16 protein-coding genes and 1 riboswitch are annotated in these 18,240 nt (G+C 52.7%); of the genes, 6 read left to right on the top strand and 10 right to left on the bottom strand.

Going from position 1 to position 18,240, the window contains the following annotated elements:
* Positions 1 to 16: 16 nt before the first annotated feature.
* Together QU597_RS02080 and QU597_RS02075 are read right to left on the bottom strand one after the other, a co-directional pair.
* Positions 17 to 2,047, bottom strand: coding sequence for a methyl-accepting chemotaxis protein (locus tag QU597_RS02080; RefSeq protein ID WP_310831150.1), 2,031 nt, complete (start codon positions 2,045 to 2,047; stop codon positions 17 to 19).
* A gap of 191 nt (positions 2,048 to 2,238) precedes the next feature.
* Complete coding sequence (locus QU597_RS02075) at positions 2,239 to 4,512, bottom strand: heavy metal translocating P-type ATPase (RefSeq protein WP_310831149.1); 2,274 nt, start codon at positions 4,510 to 4,512, stop codon at positions 2,239 to 2,241.
* Between the two features lie 238 nt (positions 4,513 to 4,750).
* On the opposite strand from QU597_RS02075, the gene QU597_RS02070 reads away from it, so the two are divergent.
* Positions 4,751 to 5,707 (top strand): cation diffusion facilitator family transporter, encoded by a 957-nt coding sequence (locus tag QU597_RS02070; RefSeq protein ID WP_310831148.1) that lies wholly within the window; start codon positions 4,751 to 4,753, stop codon positions 5,705 to 5,707.
* Positions 5,708 to 5,785: 78 nt separating this feature from the next.
* Here the strand turns inward: QU597_RS02070 and QU597_RS02065 are convergent, their stop codons facing one another.
* From QU597_RS02065 to QU597_RS02030, 8 genes are all read right to left on the bottom strand, one after another.
* Positions 5,786 to 6,151, bottom strand: coding sequence for an ArsR/SmtB family transcription factor (locus tag QU597_RS02065; RefSeq protein WP_054943168.1), 366 nt, complete (start codon positions 6,149 to 6,151; stop codon positions 5,786 to 5,788).
* 144 nt (positions 6,152 to 6,295) lie between these two features.
* The gene (locus QU597_RS02060) at positions 6,296 to 7,036 is read right to left on the bottom strand and encodes an ABC transporter permease (protein ID WP_310831147.1); all 741 of its coding nucleotides are present in this window, start codon (positions 7,034 to 7,036) and stop codon (positions 6,296 to 6,298) included.
* 2 nt (positions 7,037 to 7,038) lie between these two features.
* Complete coding sequence (locus tag QU597_RS02055; RefSeq protein ID WP_310831146.1) at positions 7,039 to 7,755, bottom strand: ABC transporter permease; 717 nt, start codon at positions 7,753 to 7,755, stop codon at positions 7,039 to 7,041.
* Positions 7,752 to 8,663, bottom strand: a complete 912-nt coding sequence (locus tag QU597_RS02050) for an ABC transporter ATP-binding protein (RefSeq protein WP_310831145.1) — start codon at positions 8,661 to 8,663, stop codon at positions 7,752 to 7,754. Before QU597_RS02050 ends, QU597_RS02055 begins: the two co-directional genes overlap by 4 nt.
* A gap of 62 nt (positions 8,664 to 8,725) precedes the next feature.
* Positions 8,726 to 10,162 carry a HAMP domain-containing sensor histidine kinase gene (locus QU597_RS02045; RefSeq protein ID WP_310831144.1) on the bottom strand — a complete coding sequence of 479 codons (1,437 nt, stop codon included), beginning with the start codon at positions 10,160 to 10,162 and terminating at the stop codon, positions 8,726 to 8,728.
* Complete coding sequence (locus tag QU597_RS02040) at positions 10,159 to 10,833, bottom strand: response regulator transcription factor (RefSeq protein ID WP_236335672.1); 675 nt, start codon at positions 10,831 to 10,833, stop codon at positions 10,159 to 10,161. The genes QU597_RS02045 and QU597_RS02040 overlap by 4 nt, the downstream gene beginning before the upstream one ends.
* A 148-nt stretch (positions 10,834 to 10,981) precedes the next feature.
* On the bottom strand, positions 10,982 to 12,019 hold the full coding sequence (locus tag QU597_RS02035; protein WP_310831143.1) for an EAL domain-containing protein: 1,038 nt from the start codon (positions 12,017 to 12,019) through the stop codon (positions 10,982 to 10,984).
* Between the two features lie 170 nt (positions 12,020 to 12,189).
* A complete protein-coding gene (locus tag QU597_RS02030) occupies positions 12,190 to 12,627 on the bottom strand; it encodes a pyridoxamine 5'-phosphate oxidase family protein (protein ID WP_310831142.1) in 438 nt (145 codons plus the stop codon).
* A 173-nt stretch (positions 12,628 to 12,800) separates the two neighbouring features.
* On the opposite strand from QU597_RS02030, the gene QU597_RS02025 reads away from it, so the two are divergent.
* The 5 genes from QU597_RS02025 to QU597_RS02005 all read left to right on the top strand — a co-directional run bounded on the left by QU597_RS02025 (position 12,801) and on the right by QU597_RS02005 (position 17,945).
* Positions 12,801 to 13,982, top strand: a complete 1,182-nt coding sequence (locus tag QU597_RS02025; protein WP_310831141.1) for an MFS transporter — start codon at positions 12,801 to 12,803, stop codon at positions 13,980 to 13,982.
* A gap of 41 nt (positions 13,983 to 14,023) precedes the next feature.
* The gene (locus QU597_RS02020; RefSeq protein WP_310831140.1) at positions 14,024 to 15,484 is read left to right on the top strand and encodes a hypothetical protein; all 1,461 of its coding nucleotides are present in this window, start codon (positions 14,024 to 14,026) and stop codon (positions 15,482 to 15,484) included.
* 71 nt (positions 15,485 to 15,555) lie between these two features.
* Positions 15,556 to 15,666: riboswitch (TPP riboswitch) on the top strand.
* Positions 15,667 to 15,802: 136 nt separating this feature from the next.
* Positions 15,803 to 16,861, top strand: coding sequence for an ABC transporter substrate-binding protein (locus QU597_RS02015; RefSeq protein WP_310831139.1), 1,059 nt, complete (start codon positions 15,803 to 15,805; stop codon positions 16,859 to 16,861).
* Between the two features lie 35 nt (positions 16,862 to 16,896).
* The gene (locus tag QU597_RS02010) at positions 16,897 to 17,187 is read left to right on the top strand and encodes a thiamine-binding protein (protein WP_310831138.1); all 291 of its coding nucleotides are present in this window, start codon (positions 16,897 to 16,899) and stop codon (positions 17,185 to 17,187) included.
* Positions 17,184 to 17,945 carry an ABC transporter permease gene (locus tag QU597_RS02005; RefSeq protein WP_310831137.1) on the top strand — a complete coding sequence of 254 codons (762 nt, stop codon included), beginning with the start codon at positions 17,184 to 17,186 and terminating at the stop codon, positions 17,943 to 17,945. The genes QU597_RS02010 and QU597_RS02005 overlap by 4 nt, the downstream gene beginning before the upstream one ends.
* Positions 17,946 to 18,240 lie beyond the last annotated feature (295 nt).

Raw genomic sequence — 18,240 nt, 5'->3', positions numbered from 1 at the left:
TCTTTATTCCTGTTCTTTACCGGTACCTCTCGATTTCAACCTTCAGCTCAGACATCATCAGCGTCAGGGATTGTGCCGAAGTCACCACTTTCTTCATCAGTTCCTTTTGCTCTTCGGAAGCCTCGGCAACCATTTGGGCATTTTCCGACGAATTTCTGGCAATCGTCAGCATATCGGAGACGGAAGCTGTAATCTCTTCTGTTCCCGCCGACATCTGTTCGTTAATGGCGGATACATCCTGAATTTGCGTCGAAACTTCACGCATCGACGAACGGATATGATCGAAGGTAGCTCCGACACTCTTCATTTTATTCATACCCTCACCGATTTCAGTAATACTCTTCTCCATCGAATCGGCCGCATTTAGCGTCGAGGTCTGGATTTGCCGGATCAGTTCTACAATATGCACGATCGAGATGTTCGTCCGTTCCGCCAGCTTCTTCACTTCATTTGCTACCACACCGAAGCCCCGGCCGTGTTCACCCGCTCTGGCAGCCTCGATAGACGCATTCAACGACAGCAGCCCCGTCTGATTGGAAATCTCGGAAATCACATCAACGATTTGCCCAATCTGCTCTGACTGCTGTGTAAGGGTAGTAATCAGCTCTGCGGTCTGGCCGGCAGTGGAACTGATGACCGTCATTTGTTCCAGTGTGGACTGAATTCCCTGGTAGCCGTGTTCCACCTTTGCGCTTACACTTTCCGCCTGATCGGACACACTCACCGAAGATTCCGCAATTTTCTGCAGACCCACGGCCATTTCCTCTGTCGCGCGAGCGGACTGCTCCGAGCCTCTGAACTGCTCTTCCATGCCTTGAGCTACTTCTTTGATAACTTCGGCAATCTCCGCCGAGGTATCTGAAGACTCCTTGGCATACCCCAGCAAGCCTTTAGCAGAAGCCGCCACTTCTACCACAGTTGCATCAATCATTGTGACAATGCCGGATAGCGAATCAATCATTTCATTAATGCTCTGGCTCATCTGGCCAATCTCATCGTCTGACGCTACAACTACCCGCTCGCTTAACCGGCCCTCTGTCACCCGCTTCATTACTTGGGAGATAGCCGTAATCGGTTTTACAACCCGGCGGGTCAGATACAGCGATAAGAATACAACCACAATAATGACAACAGCCACGAAAATAGAAGCTATCATCTGGGCCGAGGTCACCTTGGCATAAATTTCGCTTTTGGGCACATTAATCAGCAGCTTCCAGTCTGTACCGGGAACCTTTTTGAAATATGTAATGACTTTTTTGCCGTCCTCGCCTTTGTACGTTACCGAACCGCTTTCTCCGGCCAGAATGGTTTTGACTGCGTTCTTCATGGCTGGTTCTTTAGCGTAATCTGCGATGTTCTTCCCGATGCGCTGGGTATCAAAATAGGCGTAATAGTCGCCTGTTCCCGAGATGACATATCCGTAACCGCTCTCTGCCACCTTGATGCTTTTGGCCATTTCCATCATCATTTCCGGTGTAACCGAGAAGGCGATCCCGCCGGCAAACTGCTTATCCTGCCCCACAACCGGAACAACTACCGGAATAATATATTTGCTAAGCGGCTCAAGATAGGTCATGCCGGCTACCGCCGGAGTCAAGGTCCCCTTGGCTTTGAGAAAATAATCCGCTTTCCCCATATCGGCCGTAAGTCCCAGCATATTGGTCAAAAGCCCGTCTTTATTAATGACACTATAGCCCTCAGACTGCTTGTCGCTGTCCTCCATCACCTTAACAACCGGGAAAATAGTCTCCGGTTTCGAAGTATCGAATTCAGGATGCTGGGCCACCAGCTCCTGCACCGCCGATGTTTTGGACATCAGCCATTCATCCAGCCGCGAGGCATTCATATCCAGAATCGTTTCCGCCAATGCTTCGCTGTCATCTTTTGTTACCCCGCCAAAATACTGGGTAAAAAAGATAGTAGACCCCAGTAAAGGCACAATCGAAATGGCTAATACAACCAGTGACCATTTTCTTTGCACCGAGGCCGATTTACTTTTTGTTGCTTTCATTTTCACTTTTGTCCAGCTATCCGCTTTGCTCTCCACCCTTAGTCCTCCCAGCAGTCCTAATTTCTCTTTTCCATATGCTGTAAATCCCTGCTTATATATCGGCAAGAACAGACAATTTACATTATATAAACAACAAAAAATAAGCCTGTAGACCCACATTATGGAATCTAAAAGACTTATTTTTCATATTTCTTCAATTATTTGATTTGCTGACGCATCAGCTAAGCTTATGCCAATTTATTCGGAACCTGCAATGCACGGACACTGTTGAGCACGGCAAGCACCGTGACGCCCACATCCGAGAATACCGCTTCCCACATCGTTGCAATCCCGAAGGCGCCAAGCAGCAGGAACACCGCTTTGACAGCCAGAGCGAAAATAATGTTCTGCCAGACAATAGTCCGTGTACGCTTGGCAATACCAATCGCCGCCGCAATTTTCGAAGGTTCATCCGTCATAATAACAATATCCGCCGCTTCAATGGCTGCATCCGAGCCTAGTCCGCCCATCGCTATCCCGACATCCGCTCTCGCCAGCACCGGCGTATCGTTAATGCCGTCACCGACAAAAATAATCTTCTCGCGCTGGCTTTTCCCGCGCTCCAAACGCTCGATAACCTCGACCTTATGTTGCGGCAGCAGCCCGGCATGAACCTCGCCGATTCCCAGCTGCCGGCCAACGGCCTCAGCAACTGCAGTAGTGTCACCTGTCAGCATAACGGTTTTGCGGATGCCGAGCGCCTCAAGCGCTTGGATTGCCGACAACGAGTCTTCCTTCACCTCATCAGCAATTACAAGATACCCGGCATACTTATGCTCCACGGCCAGATGAACAATGGTCCCCATCTGCGCCGGGGTACTTGAGGCAATCCCTTCACGTTCCATCAGCCTTGCATTTCCGGCGAGAACTGCTCTGCCTTCTACTGTAACCTCAATCCCGTGACCGGAGATTTCATTGTAGTCCGCAGTAGCTTCTCCGGAAATCTCCTTGCCATATGCTGCGCGGATAGATGCGGCAATCGGATGGCTGGAATGGCTCTCCGCATAGGCAGCCGTCCGCAGCAGCTCTTCTTCGGTGAAACCCTCCGAAGGATAGATTCCCGTTACAGTGAACTGACCTTTAGTCAGCGTACCTGTCTTATCGAACACGACAATCTTCACATCGTTCAGCGCCTCCAGGAAATTACTGCCCTTGACCAGGATGCCGCTGCGTGAAGCTGCTCCAATCCCTCCGAAGAAGCCGAGCGGAATGGAAACGACCAGCGCACAGGGACATGAAATGACGAGAAAGACCAGCGCACGGTAAATCCAATCTGAGAATGTCGCCCCGCTCAGCACCAGTGGAGGAAGGACCGCCAGAAGCAAGGCTGTAATCACAACTACTGGTGTGTATCCACGGGCAAATTTGGTAATGAAATTTTCTGTTTTCGCTTTGTTTCCAGCTGCATTCTGCACCAGCTCAAGAATTTTGGATACTGCCGAATCCCCGAACGTCTGCGTAACTTCCACCGTAATTACGCCACTTTGGTTAATAAACCCGCTCAGCACCTGACTGCCCGGTTCAGCTGAACGCGGTACCGATTCGCCGGTAAGTGCCGAGGTGTCCATCATCGCCCTGCCTTCCAGAATGGTTCCGTCCAGCGGAACCTTCTCGCCCGGCTTCACGACGATCACATCGCCGATCTCCACTTCCTCCGGCGAAACCCGGCGCAGATTGCCGCCTTCCTTGAGATAGGCGAATTCCGGCCGGATATCCATCAGTGCCGTTATGGAACGGCGCGAACGGTTAACCGCCATCCCCTGGAACAGCTCGCCAACCTGATAAAAGAGCATGACGGCGACGCCTTCGGGATATTCACCAATGGCAAAGGCCCCAATCGTCGCCAGAGCCATCAGGAAATTCTCATCAAACACCTGGCCCCGGATAATATTGCGGGCTGCTGACAACACAACCTCACCGCCGACAATAAGATAAGCGGCCAGGAAGAGCAGCAGCTCCGGAATTCCGCTGACCGGCAGGAACATTCCCGCGGCAGCCAGGAGACCGCCCCCGGCCAGCCGCAGCAGGATGCGGCGTGTATCGCCTGTCCCGTGATCATGACTGTGGCCATGGGCTTCCTCAGGAGTATCCTCATGCTGATGCGCAGTCCCCTGACTGTGATCATGATCATGATGGGCATCATGGGCATGACCGCCTGCTTCGCCGGGATGGCCGGTACGGAAGCTGCCGGACTGCAGCGGCTTCCGGATGGCTCCGGTCTTCATTTCCCTGAGCTTCACATGCGGTTCAAGCGATAGTACCGTCTGCCGCGCCTGCTCTGAGATCGTCTCTGCCTCGGAGGCCGCGGTCTCCAGTGTCATCATTTTCATGGTGAAGTTGACGGAGCAGGAGGATACGCCCTCGATTTTTTTAACCTTATTCTCAATTTTCATGGCGCAATTTGCGCAGTCCAGCCCTTCAAGCATCCACTGGCGTTTCACTTGCCCCTCTGCCGTGCTCAAATGACTCATCTCCCTTGGATAAAACTATATATGAGTATTTGTTCATATGTTAACTTAAACACATTATATTCCTGTTAAACTTGCGGTGTCAACGCAGGATTTGTATAGTTTCTCCATTATTTTAGGATGCTAATGAATGTTCTTGCCTGAAAAGTATGGCCTTGTAATTACGCCTAAACAAGAATAATATTGATATATGAGCAATCATTCATATGTTATTTGAGGAAGGGGTATCTTTATGAATCATCATAGTCATGATCATGATCATACACATGCGGACCACAGTCATAATCATAGTCACGTGCACGGGCACGCACACTCTCATTCGCCCGGTGACCGTAAGGGTCTAACGATCGCATTACTCATTACCGGCGGTATTATGCTGCTCGAATTTTTCGGGGGACTTGTTACAGACAGCCTGGCTCTGCTCTCAGATTCCGGGCATATGCTGAGCGATACCGCATCCCTGGCATTAAGTCTTGTTGCCATGATCTTTGCAGCCAAGCCGCCAACCTCGAAGAATTCCTACGGGTTTCACAGATTCGAAATTATGGCCGCCCTGTTCAATGGGGTTACATTGTTTGTCATTGCCGGATTTATTCTGTGGGAAGCGTTCCAGCGCTTCAATGCGCCTCCGGAGGTTGCCAGCGGCACCATGATAATCATCGCAGCAGTCGGATTGCTGGCCAACCTCGTCAGCGCCTGGTCGCTAATGCGCAAAAGCAGCGGAACCGCGAATATCAACATCCGCAGCGCTTATCTTCATATTGTCAGCGATGCCCTTGGCTCTGTAGGGGCACTGATTGCCGGGCTTGTCATGAATGTATTCTCCTGGTACATTGCTGATCCCATAATTAGTGTAATTGTGGCACTGCTCATTCTGCGGAGCGCCTGGAGCGTAATCAGGCAGGCATTCCATATCCTGATGGAGGGCACCCCGCTCACAGTGAATTCCGATGATGTCAGAAGAGAGCTGCTGCATATCGAGGGCGTCATTGATGTTCATGATCTGCATATCTGGAGTATCACATCAGGACTTGATGCACTGAGCGCCCATCTGCTGATAGAGGATCACAGCGTCCAGCAGGACATTCTGCAGCAGGCCGTGCGCCTCGTAGAGCAGAAGTTCGGCATTCAGCATGCCACCCTGCAAGTGGAGAACTCTTCCCTACAGCATGACCATTTGAAAGTATAAGCCTGCCTGATTCATTCAAAAAGAAACCGTCCCTCAGGCTTATTAGCCGTTAGGGACGGTTTCTTCCGTCTAGCCCATCTATTCGTGCCGGATATGCTCATGCGTCTGCAGAAAAATCTGCTCGACATGCGCATCGTTCAGCGAATAATATACCGTCTTGCCTTCTTTGCGGCGCTTCACAATCCGCAGATTACGCAAATAGCGGAGCTGATGGGATACCGCCGATTGCCCCATGTCCAGGATGGAGGACAAATCGTGGACACACAGCTCTCTCTGCGACAATGCGTAGATGAGCCTTACCCTTGTAGGGTCGCCCAGTGCTTTGAACATCTCCGCCATTTTATCCGTGGTTCCCCGGTCAGGCAGAATGAGCGCCGCAGTCTCAGGCCCCAGCTCCGAACCACTACATGTGTTGTCGCATTCTTCAAGTGCCGCCGGCTCCATGCTCTCGCCCTCCTAGTTATGCTTCTCCGGTTGCACCGGTCGTTAATAAGATCTTCTACGATTAATTATAGAAAAAACTTTACACGATGTCCATGGAGAAGGCTTCCGGAGCGATAAGCACAGCGGCAGGCCGGGAATCAACGGTCAAACAGCCTTACGCCGGAAGGAGAGTAGGCCAACTGTCAAAAATAGAATCAGACTGCCGGACACTACAAGCATCAGCGTCCCTCCCGGCAGATTAAAGGCACCAAACTTATCTTCCCCATACAGTGACATAGCCAGCAAAGGCTGAACCCATGGATAGTAAGGACCATAAGTCGACGAATTGGCGATCAGCATATTCGGTATGGTTAGGCTTACGTTCACCGCCAGCGGTGCACCAAAGCTGCTCCAGCCTTGAGATACTCCCAGCTGCAGTGCCGCCAGCGGCAGACAGGCAAACCAGCCTCCGGCCAGGCTGGAGAATATCATCGCCCAGGGTACAGCCCCTTCAGCCCCGCGGTATATGCCCATTCCCAGCAGCGCTGCTAGAAAGACCAATTGTACGGACGCCAGCAGCAGCATAACTAAAGTGAATTTAGCCAGGTAGACAGAATTCCTTGTTACGGGAAGCGACAGCAGCATTTTCCAGCCGCCGTCGCTATGCTCGGCACGGCAGATCAACGCGGCGAAGATCCCTGAAAGTACCGGCAGAAACAATAAAGCATGGACTAAGGACATGACATTGAGCAGCAACTGCCAGGTAATAACCTCCCCATCCTGCTGTATATTGGCCATCGCTCCGACAAGCAGTGCAACCGCCGGACTGACAAGAACCAGCAGCCAGACATAGGACCTCGACATCTTCAGTCTCTCCGCCGAGAGAATTCGCAAGAAGCTCTGCATCGTTAGTCCACATCCTTTCGCGCAAAATGAAGGGCTCCGGACATCAGCACCAGCAGGCCAAGAAGCAGACCCGATACGATGAACTGCCACGGTGAAGCCGCACTCCAGGCCAAGGCAGGCCATGTCAGAGGCATCCATTCTGACAGGAACATAGCGAACAGGCTGAACAGCGACAAGGTAATGCCGAGGGCTACCGGAAGGGTCTGATTGCGGCTCGACAGCGAGAACCACAGCTGCAACGCAATCACAGGCAGTGCGGCAGCATAAGAAGATAAACCGATCCGCAGAATATCCGGATAGGGGACTGCCTGTGAACCGAACCCGAGGATCAGCCCTAAAGCCAGGGTTCCGGCTGATAGCAGCAGACAGGAGCAGGCCAGGAGCAGCAGACAGAGTAGCAGCTTGGCCATAAAGACAGAGATCCGCGAGACCGGCAAAGCCAGCAGCTGTTTCCATGAGCTCGTCTGATGCTCAACATTCGCGATCAGCGAACAGACCAGCGTTCCTCCCAGATACAGGGCCACCGGCACGAAATCGGCCACATTGCTTAGCAGTCCGCCCCATAGGTCTGCACGATACTGGTCCTTCAAATAATCATAGCGTATCCCGAAGTTCAGCCCCTGCATCAGAGTAAGCCCAAGCGGACCCAGAAAGACCAGAAACCACAGCCCCTTGCCGCGTATCTTCAGCCAGTCCGCTGACAATGCCCGCCACATCATGATGCGCCTCCCTCAACCACCTGCAGGAAGAACTGCTCTAGTGACTGCCGGTGTTCTTCCACCCGGTAAACCGCATGTCCGTTCTCTACCAGTTCCTTAATCAGGAGCGCCACCCTGGCATCGCTCATCCGGGGCAGAACCACCCGGCCCTCCTGCAGGGAGCCGCCGCAGCCTCTTCGCTTCGCCAGCTCCAGCGCAGCTTCGGGTTCGGACACAGCCAGCCGCAGCTCCCCGGCCGCCTGCTCCTGCAGATGGGCAATCGTGTCCTGATAGACCATCTTGCCTTGGCGGATGATGCCGACGGTATCGGCCATCTGCTCGATTTCACTCAGCAGGTGGCTCGATACCAGCACGGTAATCCCCTGCTCTGCGGGAAGACGTTTAATCAACGAACGGATCTCCTGTATCCCTGAAGGATCGAGGCCGTTCGTCGGCTCGTCAAGAATCAGCAGCTCCGGGCTGCCCAGCAGTGCGGCTGCTATGCCCAGCCGCTGCTTCATCCCGAGCGAGAACCCCTTGACCGGCCGCTTCTCTTCACCGGTTAAGGACACAATGTCCAACACCTCGGCAATCCGGCTTTTGGGCACGTCCAGAATCCGGCGGATCGCTTCCAGATTGTCCACCGCACTCAGATGCCCATAGTAGGAAGGAGACTCTACAAGTGAACCTACCTTGCGCAGGATCTGCAGCTTATGCTTCCGCAGCTCCTGGCCGAAGATCTCAATCCGGCCGGAGGTCGGCTTGATCAGCCCTAACAGCATGCGGATGGTCGTTGTTTTGCCGGCGCCGTTCGGTCCGAGGAACCCGTAGATTTCCCCTTTCCCTATATTCAGGTCCAGATGCTCCACCGCGGCCCGGCCGCGGTAGACTTTCATTAAATCACTTGTTCTAATCACAGTTTGCTTCATTGTTCTCTTCACCCCGGTATCTAGCATATCGTCCCGAGGTTAAAGCAGCGGCTGGTGCAAGTTTAAATTTTGTTTAAATTTCGCTCCGGAGCCTGACCGATCACAATGGAGGTCCCCTGCGGTGAGCTGTCCGTTCTCCACTCCAGCTCCATTCGTTTCAGCAGTAAATCGACGATGGACAGGCCGAGTCCTGCACCTTTGGTTTCTGAAGGGCTCTCCATCCCCTTACCGTGGTCCGAGATCACAATCACACGCTTTCCCTCCCGGACATCGGCCCGGACCCCGACATAATGCCCGTCATGTGCGTGGCGCACAATATTCTGGAAAAGATTATCGAGAATCCGGCGGAACCAGCTTTCATCGATGACCCAATACAGCGGCTCAGCCTCCAGATCAATCGCCGCCTCAAAGCCTTCCTTCTCCCATAGCGGGTACCAGGCAGCAGCACTCTCCCGCAGCACCCGCAGCACATCCTTCTGCTCCAGCTTCAGGGTCATCCGGCCGCTGCTGAGCAGATTGTATGACAGCAGATTCTCGATCAGGCCGCTAAGGCTGTCAATCCTGACATCCATCAGCTGCAGCGATTCCTGTCCGCGCTGTGACAGAGGTTCCTTGCCGAGAACATGAAGATGGCTGCGGATTACAGTCAGCGGGGTGCGCAAATCATGGGACAGATCCGATACCAGCCGCTTGCGCAGCCCTTCCTCCTCCAACTCGCGCTGACGGCTGGCGGAAAGCTCGGCCACCATAGAGTTAAAAGCCTCTTCAAGGCGGCCGATCTCATCTGCCCTGCCGGGAGCTATCTGCTGCGGAATGCCGGCGCCTCCCGTAAAGCTCATGGCGGTCTGCAGCCGGAGCAGCCGCTTGCGGATTCCAATGAAGAAGAGCCAGGAAACCGCAATAAACAGGGCGAAAATGATCAGAAGAATTAGAACGTACCATGAACCTATACTCCTGACCTGATAGTCTCCTGTAACAACCGCTGGAATTTGCATGACCATAAAGCCTTGTCCGGCATCCATCTCATCGCCCACAAACGCGACGATGGCCAGCGGGTCCTGCTTCGTGCTCTCTTTCATAAAAGCGATCGCTTCCGATGCACTCCACTGCGGCGGAAGCGTATCGGCGCGGAGCTGCTCCCGCATCCGGGGATCATCTGGTGTAAGCGTCAGCCGGGTCTTTCCCTGCCCGTCTACCCAGAACATCCTCGCCAGCGGGTAGCTACTGCTGAGTTTCTGCAGCCGGCTGCTGATCGCTTCCGGACTTTGGCCGAGCAGCGCCAGCGCTTCTTTATGCCATAGCTTCTCAAGTCCGGCGATGTTGGAATACATCGCATATTCTTCCGGCGGTTGTTCCCCCGTCCAGCTGTTGAACATAGTGTAACCTGCCAAAGACAAAGGAAGCACAACGGGTATAAACAGTAAGGCCGCGATAATAATCAGTAAATAGCGGGAGAGCAATGAGCTATGGAACTTGCGCAGCTGCCCGGGTCTTCTCATGCTCTCACCCGGTAGCCGATGCCCCGTACAGTCTCAATAATCTCCGGGGCTGCCGGATCGAGCTCCAGCTTCTCACGCAAATAACGGATATGAACCATCAGCGTTTTGTCACCCTCCATATAGGCTTCGCCCCAGACCGCTTCATAAATCTGTTCCTTGGTCAGAATCTGGCCGAGATGACGCAGCAGATAGGTGAATATCTGGAACTGCTTGCCGGTCAGCAGAATCTCCCGGCCGGTTGCAGCCTCCTGAATGACATTATTTCCTTCATAAACAATAAGATGCTTAAGTACCAGCGGCGAAGGCTCTGCAGCCCCGGTCCGTCTCAGCAGAACCTCTATCCGTGCGGCCAATTCATCGGGATGAAACGGCTTAGTCAGATAATCGTCAGCGAATTCCAGTCCCTGCAGCTTGTCGTCAATCGAAGCACGTGCCGATAACATCAGGATCGGCAAGCCGGGGTACGCCCGTTTCAGCCGCTGTCCCACAGTGAACCCGTCGAGTCCGGGAAGCATCACATCAAGAACCGCCAGCTGGCAGCCGGCAGCTGCCTCCACTGCACCCTCGCCGCTCTCCAGCCAGCGGACAGCATATTCCCGTTCCCGCAGATCCGCAGAGACTGCACTGCCAATCTCCCGGTCATCCTCCACATACAGCAGTGTAACGCTCATACAGCTTCAGTTCCTTTCTTTAAGAAAATGCCCAAACAAGAAGAAACGGAGTTCCCTTCCCCTAAGGATGGTATCCGTTTCTTCAGCAAATAGCCCCCGGGGCGGGCAATAAACCGTCAGCGCCACGGGGAGTATGTAAATGATGACCTTATGCAATAAATCCGAAATTCGCCGGAGGCTTGTCCTCCGGTTTACCGAAGAGATACCCCTGGCCCAGCTGAATGCCGATATCCCGGCAATACAGGAATTCTTCCCGCCGCTCAATACCTTCGGCGAGTATTTCGGCTCCGAAAGCTGAAGCCCGGCTTAGGATATCGTTGATGGCCTTCTGTTTCACTGCATCTTGATCACAATAGCTAATTAGAGCCCGGTCGATCTTAACATAATCCGGCTGGAGACTGGACATCACCTCTACCGTAGAATAGCCGGCACCGACATCATCCAGAGCAACCCGCATGCCTTGTTTGCGGTATTCGGTAAAAATCGCCTGCAGATGACCCATGTCATGGATACGCTCCGTCTCGACAACTTCAAATACGAAATCCTCCGGGTCCTGGTTCAGTCTCTCAATAGCTTCAAAGGTATGCGTAAGACAAAAACTGGGATTATAAATAGAAGAAGGCAGAAAATTAATAAACCGCTTGATGCCTTTGGGCAGCAGTCTTGCACTGGTCTCAATCGCCGAGATCCGCGCAGCCCGGTCCAAAAAGGAGTGAAAGCCGGTTTGGCGGGCAAGTTCGAACAGCTCATACGGCTGAAATACACTTCCTTGCGGCAGCGGCCGCAGCAAAAGCTCAAAACCTATAATCTCTTCATTAAAATTCACAATAGGCTGCATATGACTGGTAAAATCATGGTTGGAAATGATGGAAATCAGATTGTCATTGGCGAACCTTATCTCTAATTGATCCAAGGAAACCCAACGTTCTGCCGATCCTTTGCCCGTCTTGCTGTTAATACATAACTCCAGCGAGGTATCCAGTTGTTTCTGGAGTAAATTCAGCAGCTTCAGCAGTTCAAAAAGCGCCTCCCGGGATGTATACGTAATCTTCCCCGTATTCTTCGTGCCTGCAAACTCTACTCTTGCAGCCCGTAAAGCGGAGGCAAGCACAAAGGTAAACGGCCGAAACCGGATTTCTCCTTCATCCTCCACCGGCTCAATTGCAGAGCAGTCCTTACAGTTCATAGACATCCTCCTTCGCATCAAATGACAAACTGAGGTCAAGTCATTATATCATGATTTGCCAATTTTCAACCACGTGCAGGCACAGGATGACAAGGTTATACAAAAAACCACCAACGAATCAGAGTTCGCCGGTGGCTGTTACCTTTTTTATATAAAAAGCTGCTGTTCTGTTACTTGCCTACCGGGGTGCCAGCCTGCCAAACACCATGCTCCTTATTCTTGCTCATATACTCGATCCGTGTAGGCTCAAGCTCAAGAACGACATAGTCCGGATCATCCGGTCCCTTAAACCATTCTTCCAGTGATTTATTCCAGACCTTCGAGCGCAGACTGTCGTCCTTCGTGACAGCAACTCTTGCCTCAATCTCCAGCACATCCTTGCCGCCGCCCTTTTCATAACCAAGCAGCAGAAAAGCATTTGGATTATCCTTCAGCTCCTCTACTTTATGCGTTTTGCGGTTAGTAGCCAGATAAATATTTAATCCGTCATGAAATACCGCCATATAACGTACTTTAGGCTTGTTGCCGGCTTCGATCGTACCGAAGGAACCGAACCTATTGTCATCCAGCACCTTGATGATTGTCTGCTCCAGCTCTTTGTTATCCATTGACGAAACAGCTCCTTTCAAAAATCATGCAGATATAAGTTTATATATCCACATCCGCAGTTTGGATTTATGATAAAAATTGTGCTTACTTGTGCTTACTATAGTGTACCCGCTCCATTCGTATTGAATCCGGGCAAATTCATCAACTCACTCTCAGAAGGAGTTACACCTACGTGAAAAAACTAATCTGGATCGGCTGTCTTTCTTACTTTGTCATTGGGCTCGCACATGTGGTGCTGGGCTCTATTCTGCCCGTTCTGCTCCAGCATTATGACCGCAATTACAGTGCCGGCGGCGAGCTGATCTTCAGCCAATTCGCCGGATTCCTGGCTGGCGTGCTCGTCTCACCGCTGCTGAACCGCCGCTTCGGCAAACGCGGCGGCATTCTGATTGCCACCAGCCTGCTGTTCTGTGCTGAAGTGGCCTATGCTTTTCTCCCGCCCTGGGGCTGGATGTATGTGATCGCCGTGGTTGCCGGCTTCGGCTTCGGAATGATTGAAGCGGTCATCGGCACCATTATCATCGCGGCTATCACGGAAGGAACCGCCATCGCCATGAGCCGGCTGGAGGTGCTGTTCGGTGTCGGTGCACTGCTTATGCCGCTGGCCGCAAGCCCGCTTATAGCTGCAGGCTACTGGCGGCTTGCGTTTCTGATTGTCGCTGCCTTCACCCTAATCTCCCTGCTCTTCTGGGGCAGGGGACATTTCGGCCCGCTGCAGAGTATGCTGGATGAGCGCGCCCCGCGCCGTACTCCAGGTGCAGAGCACACTGCACGTCCCTGGAAAGAACGCCTGCCGTATAAAGGCAGACAATGGGTGCTGCTGGCCCTGTTCATCTTGTTCTTCTTCCTCTACGTGGGTACAGAGATGAGCCTGGTCAATTTCATGCCGGCGATCTTCATCGCCAAGCTGGGCATGAGTGAAGCATCGGCGGCATTGACCGTAACCTTCTTCTGGCTGGCTATGGCTGCAGGCAGGCTGTATGCGGGTGTCATTGCCGAGAAGATCTCTTACCGCATCTATGTGCTGATCAGCTGCTTCTCGGCCATGCTGCTGCTGCTCATATTTCCGTTTACTGCACACCCGGCAGCTGCTTTCGCCGTGCTGATTCTGATCGGACTGTTCATGTCCGGCATTTTCTCGATCTCGCTCGTCTTCTCCAGCAAGCTGCTGCCTGGCGCAGAGGAAGCGACGCCGAGCATCATGATTGCCTCCGGCGGCGTCGGGGGCGCGGTGCTCCCGCTTCTGACAGGATGGTCAATGGATCATCTGCAGGTCGCGCAGACCTCCAGCCTCTTAGCTGTTTTTGCGGGAGTACTGTTTGTGCTAAGCTTGGCTGCTTGGAAATTAGGGTAATATAGAACATACCGATATCCTGTGTACAAGGTGGAACCTTCATGACTAAGCTTTTGACCGTGTCTGCCGAACCGGCATTACATACCGCACTGCTGCAGTTTATCTTTCCCTTCTCCATTAAGGACGGGGAGGATAGCTCGCTGGCCGGGCAGCTTCTGCAGGATGGCTTTACACGATTTTTTCTGGATAACAAAGATCTCGAGGATGCTTATTACGGAGAAGGCTACTGCGTTTCCCATGAAAAAATGGAGCGCAGCTACCTGCCGTTCGCAGCCCACGTACTGTTCCCGCGCGAGAAGGATGAGGATTCCTTCCGCCGGTTCTCGAAGGTCAATGACCTGCCCTGCCGGCTGGAAATGCCCCAGCAATCCGTCCATTTCCGGGTGCTGTCGACGGATGTATTCATCTGCCCGTTCCAGCTTGGATTCTTAACCGTGCGGGTCCGCATTGAAGAAGAGACGCTGCCGTTCAGCACGGCGCTGGAATTCGCCGACCGGTTCCGCACACTGGAGGATTCCTCCTTTCAGGACAAACAAACTTATATTCACTGTGAAAGCAGATCCTTCGAGCAGGTAGAGGATTTTGTGTTCAAGAATCTGACGCCCGGACTGGAGCCGTTTCTGGATCAAACGGAAATCGATGGCGCTTATTTCGAAACCTTGCCTTTTTTTGTCGATGAGCGGATGCTGGTTCAAGCCTTTTACGGCTTCAGCCGCCAGGACAGCCAGGATGAGCTCAGTGTGGAGATACGCTACCGTGCATCCCAGCTGGACGGGCTGGATCTGAGCGGCAATCCTTACATTAGCGCCAGCGATCCGGAGTATATCGAGAACTATGTCCGGGAACATTCGTATAACCGCTGGGGCCCGGACACCTACTACATGACCAATGAACAGACCTTCTGCTGCCTAAGCAGGGCGGAGCCTGAGATTGCTACCCAGCTCATCAACCAGATGTACGGCCAATATTATTACGGGCTGTTGCTGAGCATTTTTCATAAAATCGTTCTGCTCAAGCTGGCTAACCTGCACTCCCGTCTGCGTATCAACCACGATTATGATGAAATTGAGAATCTGATCTTTCTGATCAACAAATTTTCGGCCAAATTCTATTTCCTGGAGCTGATTTCGCAGTCGCAGGGCCGGGAGATTTTCTTCCAGCTGCGCAAGGTCTACGGCAATGACGCATTGTTCGAGGAAGTGAAGATGACCTTAAATGATCTGTTCCAATACCAGGATAAATTCCAGGCCAAACGCCGGGATACGCTGCTGATGATCCTTACTGTATTCACGGTCGTAAGCGGCATCTACGGGATGAATCAGGTGATCGAGGATTTAAAGGGCCGGATCGACTGGGGCAAAATGCTGGGTTACTCCCCCTTTGAATATTTGGCGCTGTTCGTCACTTTTACAGGGATTGCCGTCAGCATCTTCCTGACCCTTAGAGAGCTGTGGAACGGGTTCCGCAGCCGCCGCAGGAAGCGGTTCTTTTCCAAGGATTGAAGGGAACGCTACTGGACAACCCCGGGGCAGGCCGCTATAATACAGCGTAGAACAAGCAATACCCGCAAACTTCATAGAATCAGGGGTGCTGGAATTGGCCGGCTGAGATTGTATCCCGCAAGATACTGACCCTTACACCTGATCTGGATAATGCCAGCGTAGGAATCTTAAATGCTTCCCGGTCCCCTGCGGCCGGAGCCTGCAACCTTGCGCAAATACCTGGCGTCCCGATCTTCGGGGCGCTTTTTTTGGCATATCAGAATGGATTTTTTCAGAAACTGGAAGACTAGGGATTGCTGGAAGGAGTCGAGAAGAACAATGGGAGTCAAAAAAAGCTTAATGCTCTGCCTTACCTGCATCCTGAGTCTGTCCATTGCCGGATGCGGCAGCAACAATGGTAACAATGGGGGGAACGCTGCAAGTACTGCGGCATCGCCTGAAGCAACTGCGGGGGCGGCAACCGATGCACCGAAGGAGCTGACCAAAATCAAGGTCGCCCTCGACTGGACGCCGAACACGAACCACACCGGCCTGTATGCGGCCAAGGAGCTGGGCTATTATGAGGAAGAGGGGCTCGATGTGGAGATCGTGCAGCCCGGCGCAGCCGGTGCCGATACCATGGTGACCTCGGGTGAAGCCGCTTTTGGCATCAGCGCCCAGGAAGCCCTGACACTGGCCCGTCTGCAGAATGTTCCGATCGTATCTATTGCCGCAATCATTCAGCATAATACATCAGGTTTCGCAGCACCGAAGGACCGTAAGATTACTTCGCCGAAGGATTTCGAAGGGAAAACCTACGGAGGCTGGGGTTCACCTGCTGAAGAAGCTGCGATGAAGGCGATCATGGATCCCGAAGGCGGCGATGTAAAGAAGGTCAAGCTGGTGAATATCGGGGAAGCCGATTATTTCACCGCCGTGAAACGCGATATTGATTTCGCCTGGATCTTCTATGCCTGGACCGGTATTGAAGCCGAGCTGCGCGGAGAGCCGCTGGATATGCTGTACCTCAAGGATTATGCGCCTCAGCTTGATTACTACACGCCGGTGCTGACCACAAGTGAGAAGGAAATCGCCGAGCAGCCTGAACTGGTGAAGGCTTTCCTCAAGGCGACGTCGAAAGGTTACCAATACGCCATCGATAAGCCGGAAGAAGCGGCAGCCATCCTGACCAAAGCTGTACCGGATCTGGATCCGAAGCTTGTCCTGGCCAGCCAGAAATGGCTCAGCCCGAAATATAAGGATGACGCTGCCCGCTGGGGTGAGCAGAAGGCCGAGGTCTGGCAGAACTATGCCGACTGGATGTACGGCCTGAAGCTGCTGGATCAGCAGCTGGATGTAGACAGCACGTTTACCAATGAATTTTTGCCGGAGAATTAATTGGATATTCCAATACACTGAGAGGGTTGATTATTGTGGCAAACACACTGCTTAGCATTCAGGTTATTCCAAAAACGCCAAATGGCGAGGATTCCATTCCTTACGTGGACAGAGCGATCGAAGTTATTCAAAAGTCCGGCGTGAAGCATCAGGTGAACGCGCTGGATACTACGATGGAAGGCGAGATCACTGAGCTCCTGGAAGTTGTCCGCCAAATGCATGAAGCGCTTGTTGAAGCCGGAAGCCCCAGCATCATTTCACAGATCAAAATCGCCCATAACCCGAATGGCATCAGCATGGATAAGCTGACGGAGAAATACCGGTGAGATCGTACTTCAGACAGATTTGGCCGCCCTTAGTGGCGGTCGTCTTGTTTTTGGGGATCTGGCAGATGGCCGTATCTATATTTCAGGTCGAAGCCTATTTCCTGCCGGGCCCGGACGCGATATTCCGCGCTTCCGCGGATAATGCTGCCAGCATCTGGTCGCACACCGCAGCAACCCTGCGGCTTACCCTGATCGGCTTCCCGATCGGTACTGGCGTCGGCCTGATCGTAGCCTTGCTGCTGCATCTTCTGCCTTGGCTGAAGCGTGCCCTCTATCCGCTGCTGATCCTCAGCCAGAATGTGCCTTCGATTGCCCTGGCACCGCTGCTGGTAATCTGGTTCGGCTTCGGACTGCTGCCGAAGATTGTGTTAATCACACTCGTCTGCTTCTTCCCGGTTGCAGTCGCCGCTATGGGCGGCCTGGCGCAGAGCGACCGGACAATGATGAACTATATGAAGATGGCCGGGGCAAGTAAGTGGCAGATCTTCACCAAGCTGGAGCTGCCCGGCTCCCTGCCTGCCTTGTTTTCAGGCGTCAAAATCTCCGCCACCTACGCCGTAATGGGCGCAGTCGTCGCCGAGTGGATCGGCGCGGACAAGGGACTTGGTTACTACATGCTGCTCCAGAAGTCAGCCTATCATACGGACAATGTGTTTGTTGCTATTGCTATTATTGTACTGTTAAGTCTTGTATTGTTCGCTATCATCGCCCTGCTGGAGAAATGGCTCGTGCGCTGGAAGCCGCGTAAGACCCCCTGAATAAAGGGATCGCTCATTCAGCACACCGCCAGCTTGGGACTTACCACTAGCTTCCAATTATCCGGAATTGAAGTGGATTAGTAGGATTTTGTCCATCTAAGTTCCTTAAGGTCGCGTGGGGACGAACCTTAGTGGGATTTCCTCCTGTTAATTCGCTCCGTATGGGTCCAAATCGGTATTTTCCGGGGATTTAGCTGGAGGTTTTCCGCCTATTTCAAAATGTTATAAGAAACCGAGGTAATTAGCAGGAGAATTTCCCATTAGTTTAAAGCCGAAAGCTACTTACGGTACATAG

The sequence above is a fragment of the Paenibacillus pedocola genome (assembly GCF_031599675.1).
Classification (GTDB): domain Bacteria; phylum Bacillota; class Bacilli; order Paenibacillales; family Paenibacillaceae; genus Paenibacillus_AQ; species Paenibacillus_AQ pedocola.
Note: the sequence above shows the minus strand (reverse complement) of the source record. Positions and strands in the feature narration are given on the sequence as shown.

Coding starts and splice junctions, on each gene's coding strand:
- QU597_RS02065 (WP_054943168.1), bottom strand. CDS start 6,151: ATGGAGCCGGCGGCACTTGAAGAATGCGACAACACATGTAGTGGTTCG.
- QU597_RS02030 (WP_310831142.1), bottom strand. CDS start 12,627: ATGGATAACAAAGAGCTGGAGCAGACAATCATCAAGGTGCTGGATGAC.
- QU597_RS02040 (WP_236335672.1), bottom strand. CDS start 10,833: ATGAGCGTTACACTGCTGTATGTGGAGGATGACCGGGAGATTGGCAGT.
- QU597_RS02020 (WP_310831140.1), top strand. CDS start 14,024: ATGACTAAGCTTTTGACCGTGTCTGCCGAACCGGCATTACATACCGCA.
- QU597_RS02070 (WP_310831148.1), top strand. CDS start 4,751: ATGAATCATCATAGTCATGATCATGATCATACACATGCGGACCACAGT.
- QU597_RS02015 (WP_310831139.1), top strand. CDS start 15,803: ATGGGAGTCAAAAAAAGCTTAATGCTCTGCCTTACCTGCATCCTGAGT.
- QU597_RS02055 (WP_310831146.1), bottom strand. CDS start 7,755: ATGATGTGGCGGGCATTGTCAGCGGACTGGCTGAAGATACGCGGCAAG.
- QU597_RS02035 (WP_310831143.1), bottom strand. CDS start 12,019: ATGAACTGTAAGGACTGCTCTGCAATTGAGCCGGTGGAGGATGAAGGA.
- QU597_RS02045 (WP_310831144.1), bottom strand. CDS start 10,162: ATGAGAAGACCCGGGCAGCTGCGCAAGTTCCATAGCTCATTGCTCTCC.
- QU597_RS02060 (WP_310831147.1), bottom strand. CDS start 7,036: ATGCAGAGCTTCTTGCGAATTCTCTCGGCGGAGAGACTGAAGATGTCG.
- QU597_RS02050 (WP_310831145.1), bottom strand. CDS start 8,663: ATGAAGCAAACTGTGATTAGAACAAGTGATTTAATGAAAGTCTACCGC.